This is a genomic window from Clostridium tyrobutyricum (assembly GCF_019144085.1).
Classification (GTDB): Bacteria; Bacillota; Clostridia; order Clostridiales; family Clostridiaceae; genus Clostridium_B; species Clostridium_B tyrobutyricum_A.
Map to the genome: position 1 here is coordinate 39,049 of NZ_JAHHUY010000002.1, position 24,647 is coordinate 63,695.

Sequence of the window (24,647 nt, forward strand, 5' to 3'; positions counted from 1 at the left end):
TCTGAAAATTTAATTTTTCCTATCACTATTTTTAACCTATATTTATTTTTATTCCAATAACATCCTAATTTTATGCATAAAAAAAGATCGTACACTATGGGGCGAAAAATCTGCCGCGGTACCACCCAAATTATTACTCAATATATATAACGGCTTACGCCGGCACAGCTTACTGTACTTCAGCCTGCAACTCCAGGGTGAGTTTCAATTTACAATGTTTGTGAGTTTTCAGCATTCCTCACTCTCTTTTAAAACTAATAAATTTACTTTTCCCTATCATAGTTTATAATTAACTTTAACTTACAAATAGTATAATATATATATTCATAGATGTCAACATATCTTTCAATTTTATAAATGCAACTAAAAAGGGATCAAAATAATTCAATCCCTTTTAGTTAATATTTTTATGAAGTTTTTTCTTGATTATTATTGGACTGTGAAGTTACAATGCTGTGCTTATAACCATATCCAAAATAAATTATAAGCCCAAATACAAGCCAAATTAAAAATCTTATTTGAGTTACATGTGGAAGTTTAAATATGAGTCCTCCACAAAATATTATTGCCAAAATAGGTACAACTGGAACCCATGGGCATTTAAATACTCTTTTTCTATTAGGTTCTTTCTTTCTCAAAACTATGACAGCTATAGATACTATTATAAATGCACATAATGTTCCTATATTAGTAAGTTCTGCCACTATATTGATAGGTATAAATCCTGCAACCACTGCAGTAACAATTCCTATAAGAATTGCACTTCTAGCTGGAGTCTTGTATTTTGAATGTACATGTCCAAACACTTTAGGAAGTAATCCATCTCTTGACATTGCAAAAAGTACACGAGTCTGACCAAACATCATAACTAAAATTACAGAAGTTAATCCGCATATAGCTCCAACTGAAATAAGAGCAGCACCCCAGTGATATCCAACTTGTTGCATTGCAAATGCAACAGGTGCGGCAGTAGCTTTAAACTTCAAATATGGAACCATACCTGTCAATATTGCAGATACTACTATATAAAGTAAAGTACAGACAATAAGTGAAATTATAATTCCTCTTGGTAATGACTTCTGCGGATTTTTAACTTCCTCCGCTGCTGTAGAAACAGCATCAAATCCTATATATGCGAAAAATATTACGGATGCACCAGATATGACTCCTCCAAAACCATAAGGCATAAATGGATGCCAGTTTGTAGGATTAACATGACCTACCCCAAGTGCTATAAACAAAAATATAACGATCAATTTTATAGCAACTATTATATTATTTACTGTAGTACTCTGTTTTACACCTATTACATTAATATAAGTTATGAATGCTATTATAAGTACTGCAGGTAAATTTATAATTCCCCCTGCCAAAGGTGCTGATGTTATAGCTTTGGGCAAATTAATTCCAAAATCATTAATTATATTTACTATATATCCTGACCATCCTATAGATACAGTACCAATTGCGAAAGCATACTCAAGTATCAGATCCCATCCTATAATCCAGGCCCAGAATTCTCCCAGTGCTATATAACCATAGGTATAAGCACTTCCTGCCGCCGGTACCATGGCAGCAAATTCTGAATAACATAATGCTGCACATCCACATGCAATTCCAGCTATTATAAATGAAATTACAAGTGCAGGTCCTGAATAGTTTGCCGCTGCCACTCCCGTCAGCACAAATATACCAGTTCCAATTATAGCTCCAATCCCAAGCATGGTAAGTCCAAAAGTACCCAATACTTTTTCCAGACCACCATCTCTTTTAGTTTCATCCATAAGTGCATCTATGGATTTTGTTCTAAAAATACCCTTCATAATCATTCCCCCTTAATGAACAATAATATAAGATTAAGTAATAATGCATTTTATTATGTTTTGCATATTGTTATTATAATACTCCCATTTTAAATTAATTTCAATACGGTTTAGCATTTTTCAGTCGTTTTTTTTAATAAAGTAATATATTATTGCATATTTTTAAATTAAATTTAGAATATGTTGTGTATGGTCATGAATAATTTCTGTATAGTTATTGCATGTTTTATATCTTTAATATAAATAAATGAGACCCTATAAATTATGGAGTCTCATTTAAAAATCAGATTTATAATTACCCAGCATTCTAAAATATTTGCAGTTGTTTTTTATACCTTCCATAGCTATTTTAGTATCTTCATTCATAAAATTTCCGTTGAAATCCACATAAAAAAAATATTGCCATGGTTTATCTACTATAGGTCTCGATTCTATTTTAATCAAGTTTAAATTATTTTCTTTAAAATAACTAAGTATATTAAATAAAGTTCCTACTTTATGATCTAAAGTAAATACTATACTTATTTTATCTTTGTTTTCACAATCAATTTCTTCTTTGCCTATTACTATAAACCTAGTATAATTATTTTTATTATAATTTATGTTTGATTTTATCATGTCAAGTTCATAAAGCTCTCCTGCTTTTTCACTTGCTATGCAAGCTTTGTTCTTTAGTTTAACTTCACTTATATATTTTGCACTTCTGGCTGTGCTGAAGTATGGTATGAGTTTCCAGTCCTGATGTTCTATTAAAAATTTTTTGCTCTGTAAAAAGGCTTGACTGTGTGAATATACTTCATCTATATCATCTATTTTTGTGCCTTTTATCCCAAGTAAGTTATGATTTATTTTTATGCATTTTTCACCAACTATGTAAAATCCATAATCTCTCATTAAATCATAAACCTCAAGTATTCCTCCTGTAGAGGAATTTTCAATTGGAACTACTCCATACTTTATATGATCATCATTAAGAGCGTCAAATACATCCTTAAATTCAGCGCAGCTTAAAGTATCTACTTCATTTCCAAAATATTTCAATAGAGCTTCATGACTAAAAGATGCTTCAACTCCATAAAAACCTATTCTATAATTTTTAAAATTGCTCAAAAAAATTTCCTTCTTCCTAAAATAATTAAATATCCATCATATCTAATATTCCTATAGCAGCAACCGCTTCAATCACGGGAATCGCCCTAGGTACAATACATGGATCATGCCTACCCTGTATTATAAGTTCGGAATTCTGCATTTTTTCTACATCTACAGTTTTCTGTACCTTTGAAATTGAGGCCGTAGGCTTTATAGATGTTTTAAATAAAATTGGCATACCATTGGTAATTCCGCCCAAAATTCCACCATTATTATTGGTTTTTGTTTTTATTTCATTATTAGCATCTACATAGTATTCATCATTTGCCTGTGAACCTTTCATACTACTTATATTGAATCCTTCACCAAATTCTACTCCTTTAACAGCAGGTATGGAAAAAAGCAAATGTGAAAGTATACTCTCTACAGAATCAAAAAAAGGATTTCCTATACCAGATGGAATATTTATAATTGCAGTTTCCACAATACCACCTACAGAGTCTGCTTCCGATTTTGCACTTATAATGGTATCTTTCATTTTTTGACATGATTCCTTATCTATTACTGGGAATCTACTTTTAGAAAGTAATCTTAAGTCATCTTCTTTTATCAAAACAGGATCAAATAAACTAGTATCGGAAATATTTCCTATACTCTTTATATGGCTCCCTATTATTATATTTTTATCTTCTAAAATTTTCTTGCATATAGCTCCTGCAAAAACCAAAGGTGCAGTAATTCTCCCCGAAAAATGTCCTCCACCTCTATAATCATTAAATCCATTATATTTTACAAAACCTGTAAAATCAGCATGTCCTGGTCTGAGAAGATTTTTAGTTTTTTCATAATCCTTGGAATGAGTATCCTTATTTTTTATAATGGCACAAATAGGTGCCCCAGTAGTTTTTCCATTAAAACAACCACTTAATATTTCAAACTCATCAGCTTCTTTTCTTGGTGTAGTAAATTCACTAGTACCTGGAGCCCTTCTTCCCATCTGTTCTTTTATATAATCCAAATCCAATTCAATCCCTGGCTTTAATCCATCAATTGTAATTCCTATAGCTTTGCCGTGTGATTCTCCAAAAATAGACAATTTTATTTTATTACCAAAAATTCCACTCATGCTAAAACTCCAATCACTCTATTATTATATTCCCACCTAAACTCTTAAAATCTTTCCAAAAATCAGGATAAGATTTTTTTACACATTCTGCATTCTCTATTATTAGATCATCTGAACATTTTGAAGACACCGCTGCAAGAGCCATAGCTATTCTATGATCATTAAAGCTTGAAACTATTCCACCTTTTAATTTTTCCATACCATTTATAATTAATCCATCTTTTTTTTCTTTTACATCTGCACCTATTTTATTTAATTGAGAAGATATAGCTGTCAATCTATCAGATTCTTTTATTCTAAGTCTTTCTGCATTTATTATTTGAGTAGTTCCACTACTTACTGAAGCTAATGCCGCTACAGCAGGTACTAAATCAGGGCATTGAGCTGCATCAAAAATCACTCCATTTGTTTTTGATGATCTGGCTATTATATTATTTCCTCCTACTTCTATATTTGCCCCCATATTTTTAAATATATCCACTATAACCCTATCACCTTGAGAAGACTCAATTTTAATATCACTACAGCAAACTTCATCTCCCAGTATTCCAATAGCCAGCAAAAATGCAACTTGCGAGAAATCACCTTCTACAGTATAATTTGAATTTCTATATTTTTGATTTCCTGAAATTACAAATTTTTTATATTGAGCATTTTCTACATTTATTCCAAAATGTTTTAAAACATCTAAAGTTATATCTACATATGGTTTTGATTCTAGATTGGTAGTTATATTTATTTCGGAGTCTCCATCTAAAAGTGGAAGCTCATACATAAGTCCTGTTATAAACTGGGAACTTATATCTCCTCTCACTTGATAATTGCCGGATTTCAACTTTCCCTTTATGGCAAGTGGCAATCTTCCAGAATTATTTTTATAGTATATATTTTGTTCTTTAAATATATTGTAATATACATCAAGAGGTCTTTCTACAAGCTTTCCCTCTCCAGTTAAAATTACCTCTTCATTCATTGAAGCCGCCAAAGGAATTAAGAATCTCAAAGTAGACCCTGATTCACCACAATGTATATTCTTACTCTTTAGAACCAATTGTCCAGTTCCATCTATAACAAGCCTGTCTTCTTTTCTATCTATTTTAACGCCAAAATTTTTCATGGCTTCTGTTGTAACTTCTATATCACGTGAAAAATATACATTATCTATTATACTTTTTCCTGATGCCAGTGAAGCACATATTATACTTCTATGGCACCCACTTTTAGATGATGGAACTTTTACTTTTCCTCCCAATCTACCAGGTTTGATTTTAACAGTTTTCATACAAAATCCCCTTTTTATTTAAATCTATTTCTAAGAGCATTAGACTTTTCAAAGACTGTTTCTAAATCCTCTACATTTTTATTTAAAACATCATTTTTAATTCTATCTAAAACTTTTTGAAATCCATTTATTGTATCAACTAGTTTATCAGAATTAAGCATAAATAGTTCCGACCACAATCTCGAGTTAATTAAAGCAACTCTTGTAGCATCCCTAAAGCTGCCTCCAACAAACAACTCAGGTTTGAATTCCTGTAAATTTGCATTCATAAGTGCTGCAGCTATTACATGTGGAAGCTGGCTTGTATAGGCAATTATTTTATCGTGCTCATCTGCAGAAATATATTCTACATTTTTACATCCAAGTTTTCTAGCCATGGACGTTATAAAATCCACACTGGATTTTTTATTCTTGCTACTTGGAGTTATTATATAATTTGCATCTTTGAATATATTGGCATCAGCATAGTCTATTCCTTTGTATTCCTTACCTGCCATAGGGTGACCTGATACGAATTCCATGTCATCAGGTAAAATTGATTCCACAGATTGAAGTACTATTTTCTTTATACCTGAAGTATCTGTTATAAGTACTCCTGATTTAAAATATTTTATATTCTGTTGTATAAAAGAAATGGTATCTTTTGGATAAAGAGCTATTATAATAAAATCTATATCTTTTAAAAATTCTCCAGGTTTTTCATAGGCTCTATCTATTATATTCATCTCTACAGCTTTATCTAAGGTTTCCAAATTTTTGTCTATACCGACTATATATTTTGCATTCAAAGATTTTAGCGCCATGGCATAGGAGCCTCCAATGAGGCCCAATCCCACAACAGCTATTTTTAAATTATTAAAGTCACAATCCTCCAATTTTATTCCCCCTATATTCTAAACATTAGCAGTACTGTATGACTGCCTTATACCAGATTCTACCAATTTATTCAAGTCACCCATTAAATTATCAAATCTATCAGGAGTTATAGATTGCTGACCATCACATAATGCATTTTGTGGATCATTATGAACTTCAATTATAAGTCCATCTGCTCCAACAGCTACTGCAGCTTTAGCAAGTGGTTCCACCATCCACCATAATCCAGCGGCATGACTTGGATCAACTATTATTGGAAGGTGGCTCAATTTCTTTATTGCAGGAATTGCACTCAAATCCAAAGTATTTCTTGTGTAATTTTCAAAAGTTCTTATTCCTCTTTCGCAGAATATTACATTCTCATTACCTTCTGACATTATATATTCAGCTGACATTAAAAGCTCTTCTATAGTAGCTGAAAGTCCTCTTTTTAGAAGTATTGGCTTTCTTGTTTTTCCAAGTTCTTTTAAAAGGTCAAAATTTTGCATATTTCTTGCTCCAACTTGTATTACATCAACATCCTCAACAAATTTTTCTATCATATTTGTGGACATTATCTCTGTAACTATAGGAAGTCCTGTTTCCTGTCTTGCTATTTTTAACAGTTCCAATCCTTCAGTTTTAAGTCCCTGGAAACTATAAGGTGAAGTTCTTGGTTTAAATGCACCACCTCTTAAAAATTTAGCTCCGCTTTTTTTTACAGCTTTTGCTATTTCAACTATCTGTTCTTCACTTTCTACGGAACAAGGTCCTGCTATAACAGCTAACTCATTTCCTCCTATTTTTCTTCCGTCTATATTTACTACAGAATTATCTGGATGAAATAATCTATTTGCCAATTTATAATTTTGCTGAACTTTATGAACATCTTCAACATATACGTTTGCCTGAATTTTAGTTGTTTCAATCTTTGAGGTATCTCCAATTAAGCCAAGTACACAATAATTTTGCCCCTCCGAAACATTTACCTGAACATTCTCTTTTTCCAATTTGCCCTTTAATACCAATATTTCTTCTTTAGGTGCATGGGGTTTCATAATTATTACCATAGTCATACTCTCCAATCTTAATTTTAAATTTGTAATTTCATAAGGATTTTCTTAATTTTAATATATAAAAAAACAGGGTCTCTAATGAGCCCTGTTAATTAAAATACACTGTCACCGTTAAAATATGCATAATTTATATCATGTATTTATAATTATTCTTTTACTCATTAGAAATGAACCAAATATTTTTTTGCAAAACAAATAACCAGCACTAAAGTAATAGTAGCCCCAGCTAAAGCTAAATTCAAAATAGAATTTTTTGTTTAGTTTTTCGGTTCCCTTTCCAATGATATTTTTCATAATATATAATCCTCCAAAATATTAACTTCTGATGTGAATAATTATATCAGTTTTAAAGTTTATGTCAATAGCTTATTATTTTTTTATATTAAATGTAATGGTTTTATTTTACATCCTATATCTATAGGTTTTGTATAATAAACAGAACTTGTTACAATACCATTCACCCCTGTTTTTGCATACTTTGCTGCATTATTTTCATTTATTCCTCCAGCTGCAAGTATAACTATATCAGGATTTATATTTCTTAAAATATTTACATTTGATATTAAGTCTTCAGGTGAAAGTTTATCAAATTGTATTCCATCTATATTGTTTTTGCAAAGTTTTACGGCCTCATCTATATTCTCTACTTCTACTAATATTTTTTTCTCACATACTTTATTTTTAAAAGTTTCAATATTTTTGACAAATTCGTTGATTCCACCTAAAAAATCCAAGTGTTGTTTAAAAACCAATATAGTTTCGGATAGTCCTAATCTATGAGGGAATGCCCCTCCATCTATAACGGCCTTGGTAGACAGTTCTCTAGTTCCAGGCATACTTTTCCTTGTAGTAATTACAGCTATATCCGGGTTTACACTTGATACCTCATCTACCATTCGCCTTGTTTTAGTTGCAATTCCTGAGAAATTATCAATAATATTTTGACACACTTTCCATGCAATATGCAGATCCTCGACGTTTCCCATTCCTTCAAGTAAAATATCCCCTTTTTTAATTTGAGTTCCAGAAGTTTTTAAATTAATTACATCTATATTTAATTTTCTAAATATCCTGGCTGCCTCTTCTGTACCACATAATATTGCATTTTCTCTAGTAAAAAATTTTATATTTCCCCTAATACCCTTAATCTTTAGAACTAAACTTGTCAAATCTATATAAGGCACATCTTCTTTAATAAATTTATCCAGTGTTTCATCTGAAATATACATTTTAAATCCTCCAATACAATTTATTTTATTTAATTATATTCCATTAAAAACATATATCATAATTTGCAGGATTCCAGTAAAATTTTGTAGTATATTTAACAATAGCATCATATATAATATGAAACTGCTTAGTATAAAAATGAGATACTATCAAATAACTTGATAGTACCTCATTTTAATCCAGTTTAGAAGTACAGTGTGGGCATCTAGTTGCTTCTATTGGTATTTCACTTAAACAATACTTACACTTCTTAGTAGTGCTGGCCTTTTCCTCCTCTTTTCTACTTGTAAATCTAGTTAGCTGCCTTATAACTATAAATATAGAAAAAGATATTATTAAAAAATCTATTACATTATTTATAAATACGCCATAATTCAATGTAGGAACCCCTGCTTTTTTAGCTTCAGCTATAGTATTAAAATGTCCACTTCCAAGAGTAATAAACAGATTGGAAAAATCTACTTTTCCAATAATCAAACCAACTAATGGCATTATAATATCACTTACAAGAGAAGAAACTATTTTACCAAATGCTCCACCAATTACTACACCTAACGCTAAATCTACTATGTTTCCTTTCATCGCAAATTTTTTAAATTCTTTTAACATAGCCAATACACCTCATTTAATCTTTAGTTATTTATTCCATATGACATTACCAATACTTTCAAATCCAAGTCCAGAAGTACCAGGAATAGAAATTATTGATTTATCAAAAACCGCACCTCCTTTTACTGGATCTTCCATGCACAAAACAGGCCCGTCTAAATCAACTTTAGTAATGATGCTCTTTGCTCCAGCCAAATGTACAGCAGCTGTAACACTCAGCTTGCTTTCAATCATGCATCCAATCATACATTGAACACCAAAAGTTTCAGCAATTGAGCATATCTTTAAAGCATTATGAATACCTCCCGTTTTCATAAGTTTAATATTCAATAAATCTGCAGCTCTATTTTCTATTATTTTAGCTGCATCTTTAGATGAAAACATACTCTCATCTGCCAGTATAGGTATCAAAACATTATCAGTAACATATTTCAATCCTTTCATATCACAACATGAAACTGGCTGTTCTACAAACTCTATATCAATATCCATTTCTTCAATTTTTCTAATAATATTTACTGCTTCCTTTGGATTCCAACCTTGATTTGCATCTATCCTTAAAATAATATCATTACCTACAGCTCTTCTCACAGCTTTTATTCTCTCAATATCTGTTTTTATGTCATTTCCAACTTTGATTTTAAGAATTTCATATCCTAGTTTTGCTGCATCAATACTATCCGAGGCCATTTTCTCAGGAGTATCAATATTTACTGTAACATCAGTTGTTATTTTGTCTCTATATCCTCCTAAAAGCTTGTACAAAGGAGTATTATACAACTGACCAAGTAAATCATAAACTGCAATATCTACAGCTGCTTTTGCACTAGAATTTTTAACAATACATTTATCTAAGTTTAACATTATCCCCTCAATATTTTCAATATCCATTCCAATAATACAGGGCATTATATACTTTTCAATAGCATATTTGATTGAGCCTAGGTTATCACCTGTAATTACAGCAGTTGGTGCTGCCTCTCCATATCCTGTGTTTCCTGTATCAGTAATAATTTTTACAACTATATTTTTTAAATTTTCTACTGTTCTAAGTGATGTTTTAAAAGTTTTTTTAAGAGGAATGGATATAATTCCTATTTTAAAATCTACTATTTTCATAAAATATATCTCCCAGCTATTCAAATTATTAATCAAAATACATATTGTATTATATGCTTGTCTTTCTAATAATTTTATATGATAACTTATGAATAATATTGTTTTTGAGATATACACTATATAAAATACAAAAATTATATTGTATACTTATTGAAAAGTATAGTATTATGTAAACTGAAAGTTGATTTAAAAGGAGTGATGGATTTGAAGAGTTTTTTTAGATACAGTTATGGTATTGATAGGTTGTCAAAACATCTCTATATTATAGGATTGATACTTCTAATATTTAGACGTAGTTCTACATTTGGATTAGTGTGTATTGTATACAGTACATGGAGATGCCTTTCAAAAAACACTTATAAAAGACAGCGTGAATTACAATCCTATGAGAATTTTATTTCACCTTTAACTAGAAGATTTACTGATTTTATGAATTCAATAAATCAAAACAGACAATACAAAATTTTTAAATGTCCAAATTGTGCTCAAAAGATGAGAGTTCCAAAACATAAGGGTAAAATAACTATAACTTGCAAAAAATGTGGTACGATTTTTAAGGCTAAATCATAGCTTTTCTTTATCTCCCTAATTATTCATTTAATATGATTTATGATAAAATAAAGTAAACTATAGAGGTGGTGCTACTATTGGGAGAACGGAAAATATTCACTTCACTTTTTAAATTACTAATCTTTGCATTTTGGATTGTCTTTCAATTCATAGCAATGACATTGATTTATAACATATTCGACATATTTTTTATATATTACTTCATTTTCTTTGAAATAATAAGTGCTATTGCAGTAGTTCATCTAAATTATAAGGATGAAAATACATCTTACAAAATCAGCTGGGTAGTATTAATACTTTTGATTCCAGTAATTGGAGTAATGTTTTATATATTATCACGAATAGGTATAATACGTAATTTTAATAGAGTAAATAAAATAAATCTTAATGAAGGATTGCTAGCTAAAGAAGATTCAAATATGCTAAAGTCTTTAAGACACGAAAATATAACAAGATATAATGAAGTTAAACTTATTAAAAATATTAGTGGATATGCTTGTTATGAAAATACAGATATTAATTATTTTCCATGCGGCGAACTTATGTATGAAAATCTTATTGAAGAACTAAAAAAAGCCAAAAAATTTATTTTTCTTGAATTCTTTATAATTTCAAAAAGCAGTATGTTAGATGGAATTCTTGAAATTCTAAAACAAAAATCTCATGAGGGAGTAGAAATAAGAATATTAGTTGATTATATAGGCTCATTTTTTGTATTACCAGGTGACTTTAAAAAAATTCTCAGGGAAAATAATATAAAATTTAAAATGTTTAATCCAGTAAAACTTTTCCTCAGTATTATGTTAAATTATAGGGATCATAGAAAGATTGCAATAATTGATGGAAGAATAGCCTTTACTGGTGGAATCAATATTGGAGATGAATATATAAACAAATATAAAAAATATGGTTATTGGAAAGACATGGCCATATCATTAGAGGGTGATGCAGTCTACAGTTTCACTGTAATATTTCTAAAAATGTGGCAATCTATATCAAAGAAAAACGAAAACTTCGAAAAATATAAGTTTGCACACAGTATTAAAAATTTTCCAGGAATCACAATACCATATGCAAGTGAACCTGAAAAGCTTGACAGTACTGCTGAAGATATATACTTAAGTATAATAAACAGTACCAAAAACTATGTGTACATTACTACTCCTTATCTTGTTATAAGTTATGAAATGATGTTATGTTTATCATTGGCATCAAAAAGAGGTGTGGATGTAAGAATAATAACACCCTCTATTCCCGATAAAAAAATTGTGCAAATTCTTACAAGATCTCATTATGATAAATTATTGGACGCAGGAGTAAAAATATATGAGTATACGCCTGGATTTATTCACGGTAAAGTTATGTTGTCTGATGATGAATGTGCTGTAGTAGGAACAATAAATATGGATTATAGAAGTCTATTCCTGCATTTTGAATGTGCTGCTTATATGTACAACGTGTCTGTAATAAAAGATATTTATAAAGACTTTATTGAAACCATATCAGTATCACAAAAGATAGAAAAGCACATATGGGAAAGAAGAAATTTTTTAAGAAAAATTATGGAATCAATTTTAAAACTATTTGCTCCATTAACATAATATATAATAGGACTTGCTAATTAGATTTGTTTCTAATCGCAAGTCCTACTATTTTGGTGCAAATATATTATCCTAAATTGTTATGCCTTAAAAAATGCAGAACGATTAATCATAAAATAAATATTCATATTCTATACTATTATCTTTTGTGTATTTTTATCAAATATGTGAATTTTACTTGAATCTACAGTTAACTCAATTTTATCCCCTGATTCAGCATTTACTATACCTTCTGTTCTAGCTGTTATCCTAATTTGATTTTTAGATAAATATATATAAGTTTCTGCTCCCATAATTTCTGTTAGATCAACATTAAATTCTATTGTACATTCATCATCTTTATCTTCTTTAGGAAAATCTATGTGTTCAGGTCTTACTCCCAGTACCACATCCTTATTAATATATCCTTTGCGTTTCAAAAGTTCGAACATATTGTCCTGCAAAATTATTTTTTGCCCTCCAAATAGAGCTGCAGGTTTTCCATTTGCATATTCCAACCTAGCATCTATAAAATTCATCTGTGGGCTTCCAATAAATCCTGCTACAAACATATTTACCGGATGATTATATATTTCTCTTGGAGTATCCACCTGCTGTATAATTCCATCTTTTATAACAACAATTCTTGTACCAAGAGTCATTGCTTCTGTTTGGTCATGAGTAACATATATAAATGTAGTTTCCAACTTCTTATACAATTTTGATATTTCAGTTCTCATCTGAACTCTCAATTTGGCATCTAGATTTGATAGAGGTTCATCCATCAAAAAGACTTTTGGTTTTCTTACTATGGCCCTCCCCATAGCAACTCTCTGCCTCTGTCCACCAGACAATTCTTTTGGCTTTCTATCTAATAAATTGGATATATCCAATATTTCCGCTGCATTTTTAACTTTTTCATCTATCTGAGATTTTGGTACCTTTCTCATCTTAAGACCGAAAGCCATATTATCATATACAGTCATATGCGGGTATAATGCATAATTTTGGAAAACCATGGCAATATCCCTGTCCTTTGGTGTTACTTCATTCACAAGCCCATCACCTATATACAGTTCTCCCCCTGTTATTTCTTCAAGTCCTGCAATCATCCTAAGCACAGTGGACTTCCCACAGCCTGAAGGACCTACAAATACTATAAATTCCTTATCCTTTATTTCCAGATTGAAATCCTTAATTGTTTCAACATTTCCTTGATATGTTTTACGCATATGTCTTAATGATAAACCCGACATCTTATCATACTCCCTTCTATAAAAGACTATTAGCCAAATAACTTTTTAAGTATATTGGGGTAATTTGTTATAATACCATCTATGCCCAGTCCAATAAGCTTCTTCATCTCATCTTCCCTATTTACAGTATAGGCATTTATAAGTATCCCGCTTTTTTTAATGTCGTGAACCACATCTTGATCCATAACCAGAGAAAATAGTGGATGGAGTGCATCTGCACCCATCTGTTTTGCATATTCTTCCGGTTTACAAATAGTTGAGCCATACAACAGTCCTGTTCTTATGCTACTATCATACTGTTTTACCCTCTTCATGGACTGATGATTAAAAGAAGATATTATTACATTCTTTTCTAAACCATACTCATATATTTTATTTATTGTATCTTTCTCCAAATTATTGTAATTTACAACGTCATTCTTTAGTTCCAGATTTAAAAGCAAGTTTTTGTTCTTCATAAAATTCAGCAACTCATCTAGACTGGGAACTTTCTCTCCTTTTCCTGCATCAAATTTTCTTATTTCATCATAAGTATAGTCTTTTATAAACCCAGATCCATTGGTAGTCCTATCTATAGTTTCATCATGACATATAACTATAATACCATCGGAAGTCATATGAAGATCTGTTTCTATACCATCTGCACCTACCTCTACTGCTTTTCTGAAAGCCATCATGGTATTTTCAGGATACTTACCGCTGAATCCTCTATGGGCAATATTTAAAGTCCTATTCATATAATAATATCTCCCTCTTAATTTATACATTATTTTTGATTGTTCTGATTATATTCTTTCATAGCTGAATTTATACTGTCTGCAGATTTCTTCAAAGTTTGTTCTGGTGTTTGTTTATTCTGAAGCATCTGTTCTATATTAGCCTCAACGGTCTGTCTTGCTTCAGGGAATACTGACATAAGTGCCCCTTTAGCTGTTGAAGGTGATGCATGAAGCTGATTTATAGCAGTCTGGAATTGTGGTTTGCTCTTTAAGTTGTCTTTCATAAGTTGTGAGTTATAAGCCTTTTTAGTTACAGGAAAATATCCTGTCTTTGTGGCCCAATAAGCCTGTTCATCAGATGATACCATATATTTTATAAACTCCCATGTTGCCTTTTCCTTTTCAGTATCCTTGCTGTTAAGTGCCCAAAGTGAAGCTCCACCTATTGAAACTCCTCCATCTTTTATTCCATCAAATGATGGCAAAGATCCGGTTCCAATCTGGAATCTTCCACCAACTCCACTTAATACAGATGAAAGATCTGCTGTAGATTCAATATACATAGCTGTCTTACCTGCTATAAATGCATTTTCCGTATCATCTTCATTTCTTCCAAAATTAGCTGCATTACCAGACTTAACTAATTTCTGCCATTCCTTTAATACTTTTAATCCCGATCCATTTTTATCAAATTCTACTGCTGTAGGAGTTGCTTTCCTTCCATTACCATTATTGGCATAATTCTGTCCCTGCTTAATTATAAATTGTTCAAAGAACCATCCATATATAGCCATTGAATATCCATATTGAGTAACTTTTCCAGAACCATCTTTTTTAGTCAATTTTGCTGCTACACTTTCCAGCTCTGAAAATGTCTTAGGAGGATTATCAGGATCCAATCCTGCTGCTTTAAATGCATCCTTGTTATAATATAATATAGGAGTAGATGAATTAAAAGGCATTGAATACAATTTATTGTTGACTGTATAATATCCCAATATATTAGGTTCCAAACTTGATGTATCATATTTTTCATCATCTATGAAGTCCTGCATTGGTTTAACCCATCCACTGTCTATCATGAATCTTGTACCTATATCGTAAGTCTGCATTACATCAGGTCCATTTTTTGCTCTTTCAGCACTTTTCAGTTTATTTATAGCCTCATCATATTTTCCCTGATATTGTGCATTTACCTTGATGTTCTTATGGGAACTGTTGAAATCATTGATCATTTTCTCAAGTGCTTGTCCATTTTTACCAGACATAGAATGCCAGAATGTTATTTCAACAGGTTTGTTGCTGCTTGAAGTCTTACTTCCACTATTACCACAACCTGTTAAAACACCTCCTACCATCAATAATGCTATTAACAAACTTGCTAATTTCTTTCTCATTGTTTTTCTCCTTTCGAAATTGATTGCTATTATATAAATATAAATTCATATTCAGCCTTTTACTGCACCGGATGTAATTCCTTCTATCAGCTGTTTCTGACCAAATATAAAAATTGCAATTGAAGGTAACAATACCATTACAATACCTGCCATTATAAGTCCGAAAGATTGATTTTCAGAAAATTGTAACATGCTTATACCTATTTGGACGGTTCTTGAACTATCCTTACTTGTTACAAGCAAAGGCCACAGATATTGATTCCATGTAACTAGAAAAGTATATATTCCAAGAGAACCTACAATAGGTCTAGACATTGGAAATACTATTTTAGTGAAAAACTTGAAACTACTGCATCCATCTATTTTTGCAGCTTCATAAAGTTCTTGGGGAAGAGTAAGATAATACTGTCTCATCATAAATATTCCCATGGCAGCACTTAAATATGGAGTGATAAGAGCCTTATAGCTATCCAGCCATCCAATGGAACCAACAGTTAAATAATTGGATATCATAATTGATTCTGAAGGTATCATCATAGTTGCAAGAACAACTATAAATAATATCTTCCTTCCTTTAAAATTAAAGAACGAAAATGCAAAAGCTGCAAGGCATGAAGTTATAACTTGACCTACAGTTACTCCTAAAGACACAATAAAACTATTCAATATGAATTTTATTATTGGTGCCGCATTTAATGCATCCCTGTAATTCCGAAAATACAATCTTTTAGGTATCAATTTTGGGGGATATGAAAATATCTGGTCAGGCGGCATAAAACTTATGGCAAGAGCATATAAAATAGGTGCTATTGCTATTAACCCAAATATTATATTTACTATATAAAGAACTGTTTTATTTATATTTCTTTTCATATAATTTACCTTCCAATGTATATTTTTTATTTTTTATTTATAAAATACTTTCTTCTTTTCATATCTAAATTGAATCAGGGTTATTACAAGCATAAGCAAAAACAAAATTATTGATTCTGCACTTGCAGCACCAAATCTACTGTTAAAAAATGCATCTCTATATATAGAATAAACAAGTACATTGGTAGCTTCACCAGGCCCTCCAAGTGTCATTATGCTTATCTGTCCAAAAGTTTGAAATCCATTTATGATGTTTATTATGAGCACAAAGAAAAGTGTAGGTGAAAGGCATGGCAGGATAACACTTTTCAATCGCTGAAAATAATTAGCTCCATCTATAGATGCACTTTCTACTAGTTCTTTAGGAATATTTTTAAGACCAGATGTTATAAAAATAAAATTTATACAACTGTTAAGCCATATACCTACTATGGAAACTGCTATAAATCCCCAGAACGGACTTGTAAGCCATCCTATACTTCTCTTCATCAGGAAGTTTATCAATCCTATACTTGGATTGAATAATAACATCCATATTATTGCTGCTGAAGCAGAAGAAACTGCCATGGGCATGGCATACATAGTACTGAATAGTCCCTTGAATTTCAACTTGTTGTTACAAACAAGTGCCAATACCAACCCTATTAATATGGATGGTATTGTAGTTACAATTACATATTTAAAAGTAACAAGTATGCTATTAATAAATGACGGTGACTTGAATAAATTAATATAGTTTGACAACCCAGCGAAGGAACTCATTTCTCCACCAGCATTTGTATTAAACAAACTCAAATAAATTGTCTTTAAAAATGGAAAATACGTAAACCCTACAAATATAATCATGCATGGAACGATGTAGAAATATGGTTCCAAAGTTTTTATAACTTTCTTTTTGTCAACAGTCTTCTGTATCATGCTCACCTGTTCTGCTGTTTTTTCCATATGAATACCTCCACTAATTTTTACTCACGTATATATCATAAACTTTGAAGATTAATAAGAATTTATGGAGAGGTTAAATAAACTTAACACAATAATTATATTTGTATATAAAAATACCCACTTTAAAAAGTGGGTAAACCCTATTTTCTCAGAAATTCAAGAAGTGTAGAATTAAATTTTTTCAACTCATCATGGAAAATTCCATGGCCACTAAACTCAAATGGGTATAGCTTAGAATTCTTTATTCCTATTTTTAATTGTTCTGCAAATTCAAAGGGACATATTTTATCCAATCTTCCGTGAAATATGCCTGTTGGTACATTAATTTTACCAAGATCAGATCTAAGATCTTCATTTTTAAGTGACTCGGCAGCTTTTATAGTTGCATAACCTGCAGCTGTAAGGCCTATATTTTGAAACCAGTTTACAAAGCTAGGTGTAACACTGCTTGCAAAAAATATGCTGCCAAGGTTTGAAAGCATTTCAGGACGGTTTTCATAAGTTTGTTTAATTAAATCGTCAACCTCATCAGATGTCATTCCATATGGATATCCTGGCCTCATTACAAATGATGGTGCTGCTGCAGATAATAAAATAAGTTTTGATACATTGTAACTATAATATCTTGACATATATCGAATTGCTATAGCAGCTCCCATAGAGAATCCTACAAGTGTTATATTTTTTAAACCAAGTGTTTCAATAATTATACGGACATCATCTGATAATCTATCATATGAATATCCACTCCATGGTTTATCAGAGTCTCCAAATCCCCTTAAATCAATGCTTATACACCTATAACCATGTTTAGGAAGCACATTAAACTGATATTCAAATATATTATGGTTTAAAGGCCATCCATGTATAAAAAAAATAGTCTCTTTTCCATTTGGATTTAAATCTTCTACTAAAATTTTTATGTTTTTTTCTACTTCAATATAATACATTATTTTACCTCATTTCAAATACTCTTTTTATTATATGCATTATACCTAAGCAACTATGTTAAATTTTAACCAATATTTTTATCCTGATTTTCAACTGTGCTATGAGTTCTTCCATATGCAAAGTATACTACAATTCCTATAGCCAACCATACAATAAACCCAATCCATGTTATTAATCGCATTGATACCAAAAGTATCAGGCAGCAAACTACCGTTATTATAGGTGTATATGGAACTCCTGGGCATTTAAATTTTCTCTCAATATCAGGCATGGCTTTTCTAAGATAAACAACTCCTATGGACACAACCATAAAACTCATCAAAGTTCCTATACTCAAAAATTCCACTATTACATTTAATGGTAAGAGGCCTGCTATAATAGATGCAATAACACCTGTTATTATAGTGGCTTTAATAGGAGTATTGTGGGTTTTGTTAATTTTAGAAAAAATTTTAGGTATTAATCCATCTCTAGACATAACCATAAATATTCTTACCTGTCCATACAGCATTGCAAGCATTACAGATACCATACCAAGAATGGCTCCAACCCCAACCAAAGCTGATCCCCAGTTAATTCCCACTCTAGCTAATGCTGCCGGTACTGCATTATCAGAAACTATTTCTTTATATGGAACAATTCCTGTAAGCACTATTGCTACCAATACATATAGTATACATACTACTATAAGACACATTATAATTCCCCTGGATACATCTTTTTTAGGATCCACTGCCTCTTCTGCTGATGTTGAAATGGCATCAAAACCTATAAAGGAGAAAAATACCGTACTTGCTCCTGTAAAAACACCTTTCCATCCATATGGCATAAAAGGTTTGTAATTTGATACATTTATATGTGATATTCCTAAAAAGATAAAAAGTAAAATTATAAATATTTTTACTCCAACAATTATGTTATTCACTTTCGAGCTTTCATGCATTCCATAGCAAAGAAGGCATGTTAATAGCAATATTATAATTACTGCCGGGAGATCCACCACACCACCATTGCTGGGAGAAAAGGCTATAACTTTGGGCAACGTTATACCTGCGGACTCCAGAACTCCTTTAAATGTTCCAGACCAGCCTGATGCAACAGCACTAACTGCAACTAAATACTCTGCAGTTAAACACCATCCAATAATCATAGCTACAAATTCTCCAAATGCAATATAGGCATATGAATATGTACTTCCTGCTACAGGAAACATTGTAGCAAGTTCACAATAGCATAATCCACATAAACATGCTACTATTCCAGCCAGTACAAATGAAATAATAATACCTGGTCCGGCAGAATGTGCACCTTCTCCAGTAGCAACAAATATACCTACACCTACTACAGCTCCTATACCAAGTAATGCTATATCTTTAGCTCTAAGATTTTTTTCCAAATTAGTTTCCCTTACATTATTTCTCAACTGTTCCAATGACTTTTTCTTAAAAAGATTCATAAAATGCCGCCTTCTGATTTTTCAATCAATTAATTCTTACTTTTATTTTGTACAATACTATGTTTTCTTCCATATATAAAATAAATTATCAATCCTATAACTAACCAGATAATAAATCCTATCCATGTTATTAACCTCATCGATATTAAAAGTGCTATACAACTTATTATGGTTATTATAGGTGTATATGGAACTCCTGGGCATTTAAACTTTCTTTCAATATCAGGCATAACCTTTCTAAGATAAATAACTGCTGCAGACACAACTATAAATGCAAGCAATGTACCTGTACTTACAAATTCTACTATTATATTCAATGGTAAAAAACCTGCTATTAAAGATGATACAATTCCTGCTATTATAGTAGCTATCCATGGAGTTTTATGAGTTCTATGAATTTTTGAAAATGATTTTGGAATCAATCCATCTCTAGACATTGCCATAAATACTCTAACCTGACCATATAGAACTGCTATTATAGTAGAAATCATACCAAAGATTGCTCCTACTCCCACCAGTGCAGAACCCCAGTTAATTCCCAATCTTGCCAGTGATTCCGGGACTGCATTATCTGAAACTATCTCATTATATGGAACAATTCCTGTAAGCACAACGGCAACTGAAACGTATAATATACAAACTATTACAAGACACATTATAATACCTCTAGATACATCCTTTTCCGGATTTTGTGCCTCCTCTGCTGATGTTGAAATAGCATCAAATCCAAGAAAGGAAAAAAACACTGTACTTGCTCCTGTAAAAACACCCTTCCATCCATGAGGCATAAAAGGTTTATAATTGAATACGTTTATATGTGATATCCCTAAAAATATAAAAATAATAATTATGGATATCTTTATTCCTACAATTATATTATTTACTTTTGAGCTTTCCTGTATGCCATTATAAAGTAATACCGTTAGCATTGCTATTATAGCAACTGCGGGAAGATCTATTATTCCTCCTTTAGCAGGTGATGATGAAATGGCTTGTGGAAGTACTATACCTATAGATTGTAAAATTCCTTTAAAAGTTGCTGACCATCCAGAAGCTACAGCGCTTCCCGCTACTATATATTCCGCCGTTAAACACCATCCTACAATCATAGCTATAAATTCTCCAAATGCAATATAGGCATATGAATATGTACTTCCTGCTACAGGAAACATTGTAGCAAGTTCGCAATAGCATAATCCACATAAACATGCCACCATTCCAGCTAAAACAAATGACAATATAATTCCAGGACCTGCCATATGTGCTCCTTCTCCTGTAGCAACAAATATACCTACACCTAATACAGCTCCTACTCCAAGTAATGCTATATCCTTAGCCTTAAGATTTTTCTGCAAATCTGTTCTTTGCATACTGTCTCTTAGTTGTTCCAGTGACTTTTTTTTAAAAATGTCCATTAAATCTTTCCTTCCATAATTCGACAACAAGCAATTTATTATTTTACATACTTGTTTATTATATAATAATTTTTAAAAAAACAAAACTTTATATATGTTTTTTAAATGTTTTATTTTAATATTTATATTTTATAAATTATTAAAAAAACTTATTTCTGTCTTTTTTATTAATAAATAATTAATAATATTCATAAATAATATGGAATTCAATATAATTTGCAAAATATTAAAGCTATCTCAATATAAAAGATAGCTTTAAATTATTAACATTATGAATTCTATGAAAATCATGATGCATATTAATCAACAATTTCCCATATATCCTTCATAGATTTAATATAGTTATATTCTATAATATCTGTATCTATGGTTTCTTTTTCCCTATTATAATATGATACAGGTATTGCAACTTCCAGTGATCCATGATCAGACACCTTGCCATTTAAGTATTCCTCTTTCATTTTGCCGAAATTTTGAACGAGTCTTATTCCTAAATTGGAGCCGGTATTATACGTAGCTTTCCAAAAATCTTCATTAGTAACATCTTTTTTTAATTTTACCTTTACCTTTTTATAACCCATATTATACCTCCATTTCTATAAGAATATAATATTAATATTTTTATATTTCAAAACTATCAAAGGCTTCAAGGAATTTGTCGATATCTTCCTCTGTATGTTTGACATTTAAAAAAACAGCCTCAAACTGAGAAGGTGCAATATATATTCCATTTTTAATCATATGTTTGAAATATCTGTTAAAGATATCAATGTTGCATTTCTTGGCATCTTCATAATTTTTTATTTTAGAATTTTTGGTGAAAAATATAGTCAACATTGCTCCGCATCTATTGAACACAACTGGAATATTTTTATTTTTTGCTATTTCCTCTACACCACTTTGAAGTTTATTCCCAAGTTTATCAAGATGTATATAGTACTCAGGATTTTCATGTAATTTTTTTAATGTTGCAAATCCAGCTGCCATTACAACAGGATTTCCAGACATTGTACCAGCTTGATATACAGGTCCCATTGGAGAAAGCTTCTCCATAATATCACGCCTTCCACCATAAGCCCCACAAGGCAGACCTCCACCCATTATTTTAGCAAAGGTAGTTATATCAGGTTTTATGCCATATAGACTTTGAGCACCTTTATATGCTACTCTAAATCCACTCATTACTTCATCAAATATAAGCAGACTTTTATATTTATCACAGATACTACGCAATCCACCTAGGAATTCTCTATCTCCTGGAATTACCCCCATATTTCCTGCTACAGGTTCTACTATAATTGCCGCTATATCACTCTTGTATTTTTCAAAAATACTCTGCACACTTTCTATATCATTATATTGTGCTATTATAGTGTTTTTTACACTTTCTTCTGGAACTCCCGCACTTCCTGGAATTCCTTCTGTCATAACACCTGAACCAGCTTCTACAAGGAATCCATCAAAATGTCCATGATATCCACCTGCAAATTTTATTATCTTACTTTTACCAGTGTATCCTCTTGCAAGCTTTACAGCACTCATTGTAGCCTCTGTGCCTGAATTTACCATTCTAATCATATCAATATTATCCACAGTTGTGCATATGTATTTAGCAAGTTCCAGTTCAATTTTAGTAGTAGCTCCAAAAGAAATGGCTTTTTCACTCATATTCTTTATTGCATTAACTACATCGCCATCGCAATGTCCTAAAATCATAGGCCCCCAAGAGCATACAAAATCTATGTATTTATTATTATCCTCATCATAAACATAGGCACCTTCACCTTTTTTTATTACTGGTGGGTTTAGATCTACATCCTTAAATGCTCTGACAGGACTATTTACTCCACCAGGCATGTATTTTTTGGATTCTTCAAATATATCGTAATTTTTCATTTTATCTACATCCCCTTATTATCTATATAAATTTTATTTTTCATTACTGCAAAATATCTCATCTATAAACCTGAGACAATTGTCCTCTGTTCCATTTAATTTCTCTTTTTTCAATAATTTTATAGCTCTATTAATATATACCTTGGCTGTACTTTGTATCATGATTCTGGCCAAAATTTCATTGTCCTTTGTATATCTTTTGTTCTTAAAGGTTTTTATTCTCTTTTCACAAATTTCCTCTCCATAATTTTTTATTCTCTGTATCTCCGGAGAAAGCTCATTTAGAGTCTGCCATTTTATAAATTTCTTAATATATTTATCAATTATATATCTATATTGTGCCATTTTCTGTTTTCTCATAACTTTATTATTTTTGTCAATTCTACTTATATCATCAATATCATATACTTTAATATTTGAAAGTAAAAATACATCATTATCTACATCTCTAGGAACTGCAAGGTCAAATATAGACAACTGCTTTTCAGGAAGCTCTTGTCTTGATATGATAGAATGAGGTGCTGATGTACAAGTAACAATACAATCTATATCTCCATAATAGTTCTTTCTTTCATTAAAAGTTATGAATTTAACTTCACTTTGTAATCTTTCCAAATCACTTATCTTGCTTAAATCACGGACTACAACATATATAACAGCAGCATTTGAATTTACTAAATATTTAAGAACAAGTTTCCCAATTTTGCCAAAGCCTATTATCATATATCTCCTAAAACCACTATCCAAAGCTCTCTTTACAACTATTGAAGGTGATGACACTGGAATCTTATACATTTCACAGGCATTTTTAAATTCCTTCCCACAGGTTATAGCATATTGAAATAATCTTTGAAGTCCTCCCTTTATAGTCCTGGCTTTAAGTCCACTTAAATATGAATCCTTGATCTGACCCAATATCTGATCTTCTCCTAAAATTTTAGAATGGAATCCACAACTTACTTCCAATAAATGTTTAACAGCCGTTATGTCTTTAACATAAAATATATAATTCGTAAGTTCTAAATTCCAGCCTAATTCCGCAAATATCATATTTATTAACTTCTTTCCCTGAATATCAGAATCTACATATACTTCAGTTCTATTGCAGGTGCTTAAAATTAAACTACTATCAACAAACTTGTTGAGTTTCTTTAGCTTTTCTTCTAAGCTTGATGATACTATAGAAAACTTTTGTCTTATATCAATGTCACAATCACTCTTTATTCCGATAAGTTGTATCATTTTACCAACCCCAAATGTATATTCAAATTTTATATAAAATAAAAATTCCCCCTAACTAAAATGCTAAAAGGAAATTAATCTTATATTGTAATTCTTAAACTTCATTTAATTTTTATTATAACATTATTCTAAAAA

23 protein-coding genes and 2 other annotated features (1 of these 25 running past the window's edge) are annotated in these 24,647 nt (G+C 31.0%); of the genes, 2 read left to right on the forward strand and 21 right to left on the reverse strand.

The annotated features are described in order from the left end of the window. Positions 1-35: a binding site (T-box leader), on the reverse strand (it extends 161 nt beyond the left edge of the window). 59 nt (positions 36-94) lie between these two features. Further along, positions 95-289 (reverse strand) — a binding site (T-box leader). A 118-nt stretch (positions 290-407) separates the two neighbouring features. From KM800_RS00965 to KM800_RS01010, 10 genes are all read right to left on the reverse strand, one after another. Then, entirely contained in the window at positions 408-1,823 is a 1,416-nt protein-coding gene (locus KM800_RS00965) for an amino acid permease (protein ID WP_217811389.1), read from the reverse strand. A 276-nt stretch (positions 1,824-2,099) separates the two neighbouring features. After that, positions 2,100-2,933 carry a prephenate dehydratase gene (locus KM800_RS00970; protein WP_217811390.1) on the reverse strand — a complete coding sequence of 278 codons (834 nt, stop codon included), beginning with the start codon at positions 2,931-2,933 and terminating at the stop codon, positions 2,100-2,102. 25 nt (positions 2,934-2,958) lie between these two features. Next, a complete protein-coding gene (aroC, locus tag KM800_RS00975; RefSeq protein WP_217811391.1) occupies positions 2,959-4,041 on the reverse strand; it encodes a chorismate synthase in 1,083 nt (360 codons plus the stop codon). A 13-nt stretch (positions 4,042-4,054) separates the two neighbouring features. Continuing rightward, positions 4,055-5,323 carry a 3-phosphoshikimate 1-carboxyvinyltransferase gene (gene aroA, locus KM800_RS00980; RefSeq protein WP_217811392.1) on the reverse strand — a complete coding sequence of 423 codons (1,269 nt, stop codon included), beginning with the start codon at positions 5,321-5,323 and terminating at the stop codon, positions 4,055-4,057. Between the two features lie 14 nt (positions 5,324-5,337). Then, complete coding sequence (locus tag KM800_RS00985) at positions 5,338-6,198, reverse strand: prephenate dehydrogenase (RefSeq protein ID WP_217811393.1); 861 nt, start codon at positions 6,196-6,198, stop codon at positions 5,338-5,340. 18 nt (positions 6,199-6,216) lie between these two features. Then, positions 6,217-7,248, reverse strand: coding sequence for a 3-deoxy-7-phosphoheptulonate synthase (aroF, locus tag KM800_RS00990; protein ID WP_217811394.1), 1,032 nt, complete (start codon positions 7,246-7,248; stop codon positions 6,217-6,219). Positions 7,249-7,386: 138 nt separating this feature from the next. Next, positions 7,387-7,548 (reverse strand): hypothetical protein, encoded by a 162-nt coding sequence (locus tag KM800_RS00995; protein WP_217811395.1) that lies wholly within the window; start codon positions 7,546-7,548, stop codon positions 7,387-7,389. A gap of 83 nt (positions 7,549-7,631) precedes the next feature. Continuing rightward, positions 7,632-8,483, reverse strand: coding sequence for a ModD protein (modD, locus tag KM800_RS01000; protein ID WP_217811396.1), 852 nt, complete (start codon positions 8,481-8,483; stop codon positions 7,632-7,634). A gap of 175 nt (positions 8,484-8,658) precedes the next feature. Further along, a complete protein-coding gene (mscL, locus tag KM800_RS01005; RefSeq protein WP_217811397.1) occupies positions 8,659-9,093 on the reverse strand; it encodes a large conductance mechanosensitive channel protein MscL in 435 nt (144 codons plus the stop codon). Positions 9,094-9,120: 27 nt separating this feature from the next. Then, positions 9,121-10,212 (reverse strand): dipeptide epimerase, encoded by a 1,092-nt coding sequence (locus KM800_RS01010; protein WP_217811398.1) that lies wholly within the window; start codon positions 10,210-10,212, stop codon positions 9,121-9,123. Between the two features lie 204 nt (positions 10,213-10,416). Here KM800_RS01010 and KM800_RS01015 point away from each other — a divergent pair, with 204 nt between their 5' ends. Both KM800_RS01015 and cls read left to right on the forward strand, forming a co-directional pair. Further along, positions 10,417-10,782, forward strand: coding sequence for a hypothetical protein (locus tag KM800_RS01015; RefSeq protein ID WP_217811399.1), 366 nt, complete (start codon positions 10,417-10,419; stop codon positions 10,780-10,782). Between the two features lie 68 nt (positions 10,783-10,850). Continuing rightward, the gene (cls, locus tag KM800_RS01020; protein WP_330655452.1) at positions 10,851-12,383 is read left to right on the forward strand and encodes a cardiolipin synthase; all 1,533 of its coding nucleotides are present in this window, start codon (positions 10,851-10,853) and stop codon (positions 12,381-12,383) included. A gap of 131 nt (positions 12,384-12,514) precedes the next feature. Here cls and KM800_RS01025 read toward each other — a convergent pair whose 3' ends face one another. The 11 genes from KM800_RS01025 to hemA all read right to left on the reverse strand — a co-directional run bounded on the left by KM800_RS01025 (position 12,515) and on the right by hemA (position 24,512). Beyond that, positions 12,515-13,618 carry an ABC transporter ATP-binding protein gene (locus KM800_RS01025; RefSeq protein ID WP_217811401.1) on the reverse strand — a complete coding sequence of 368 codons (1,104 nt, stop codon included), beginning with the start codon at positions 13,616-13,618 and terminating at the stop codon, positions 12,515-12,517. Positions 13,619-13,647: 29 nt separating this feature from the next. Continuing rightward, entirely contained in the window at positions 13,648-14,355 is a 708-nt protein-coding gene (locus KM800_RS01030; protein WP_217811402.1) for a glycerophosphodiester phosphodiesterase, read from the reverse strand. 29 nt (positions 14,356-14,384) lie between these two features. Then, positions 14,385-15,734 carry an ABC transporter substrate-binding protein gene (locus KM800_RS01035; protein ID WP_217811403.1) on the reverse strand — a complete coding sequence of 450 codons (1,350 nt, stop codon included), beginning with the start codon at positions 15,732-15,734 and terminating at the stop codon, positions 14,385-14,387. 51 nt (positions 15,735-15,785) lie between these two features. Then, complete coding sequence (locus KM800_RS01040; RefSeq protein WP_217811404.1) at positions 15,786-16,607, reverse strand: carbohydrate ABC transporter permease; 822 nt, start codon at positions 16,605-16,607, stop codon at positions 15,786-15,788. Positions 16,608-16,640: 33 nt separating this feature from the next. Then, positions 16,641-17,552 carry a carbohydrate ABC transporter permease gene (locus tag KM800_RS01045; RefSeq protein WP_217811405.1) on the reverse strand — a complete coding sequence of 304 codons (912 nt, stop codon included), beginning with the start codon at positions 17,550-17,552 and terminating at the stop codon, positions 16,641-16,643. 140 nt (positions 17,553-17,692) lie between these two features. Beyond that, the gene (locus KM800_RS01050; protein WP_254906424.1) at positions 17,693-18,502 is read right to left on the reverse strand and encodes an alpha/beta fold hydrolase; all 810 of its coding nucleotides are present in this window, start codon (positions 18,500-18,502) and stop codon (positions 17,693-17,695) included. Positions 18,503-18,567: 65 nt separating this feature from the next. After that, positions 18,568-19,959 carry an APC family permease gene (locus KM800_RS01055; protein ID WP_217811406.1) on the reverse strand — a complete coding sequence of 464 codons (1,392 nt, stop codon included), beginning with the start codon at positions 19,957-19,959 and terminating at the stop codon, positions 18,568-18,570. A 29-nt stretch (positions 19,960-19,988) separates the two neighbouring features. Further along, positions 19,989-21,374, reverse strand: coding sequence for an APC family permease (locus tag KM800_RS01060; RefSeq protein WP_217811407.1), 1,386 nt, complete (start codon positions 21,372-21,374; stop codon positions 19,989-19,991). 299 nt (positions 21,375-21,673) lie between these two features. Further along, positions 21,674-21,955 carry a hypothetical protein gene (locus KM800_RS01065; protein ID WP_017752346.1) on the reverse strand — a complete coding sequence of 94 codons (282 nt, stop codon included), beginning with the start codon at positions 21,953-21,955 and terminating at the stop codon, positions 21,674-21,676. A 40-nt stretch (positions 21,956-21,995) separates the two neighbouring features. Beyond that, positions 21,996-23,270 (reverse strand): glutamate-1-semialdehyde 2,1-aminomutase, encoded by a 1,275-nt coding sequence (gene hemL / locus KM800_RS01070; protein WP_217811408.1) that lies wholly within the window; start codon positions 23,268-23,270, stop codon positions 21,996-21,998. A gap of 33 nt (positions 23,271-23,303) precedes the next feature. Then, on the reverse strand, positions 23,304-24,512 hold the full coding sequence (hemA, locus tag KM800_RS01075) for a glutamyl-tRNA reductase (protein ID WP_217811409.1): 1,209 nt from the start codon (positions 24,510-24,512) through the stop codon (positions 23,304-23,306). Between the last annotated feature and the right edge of the window lie 135 nt (positions 24,513-24,647).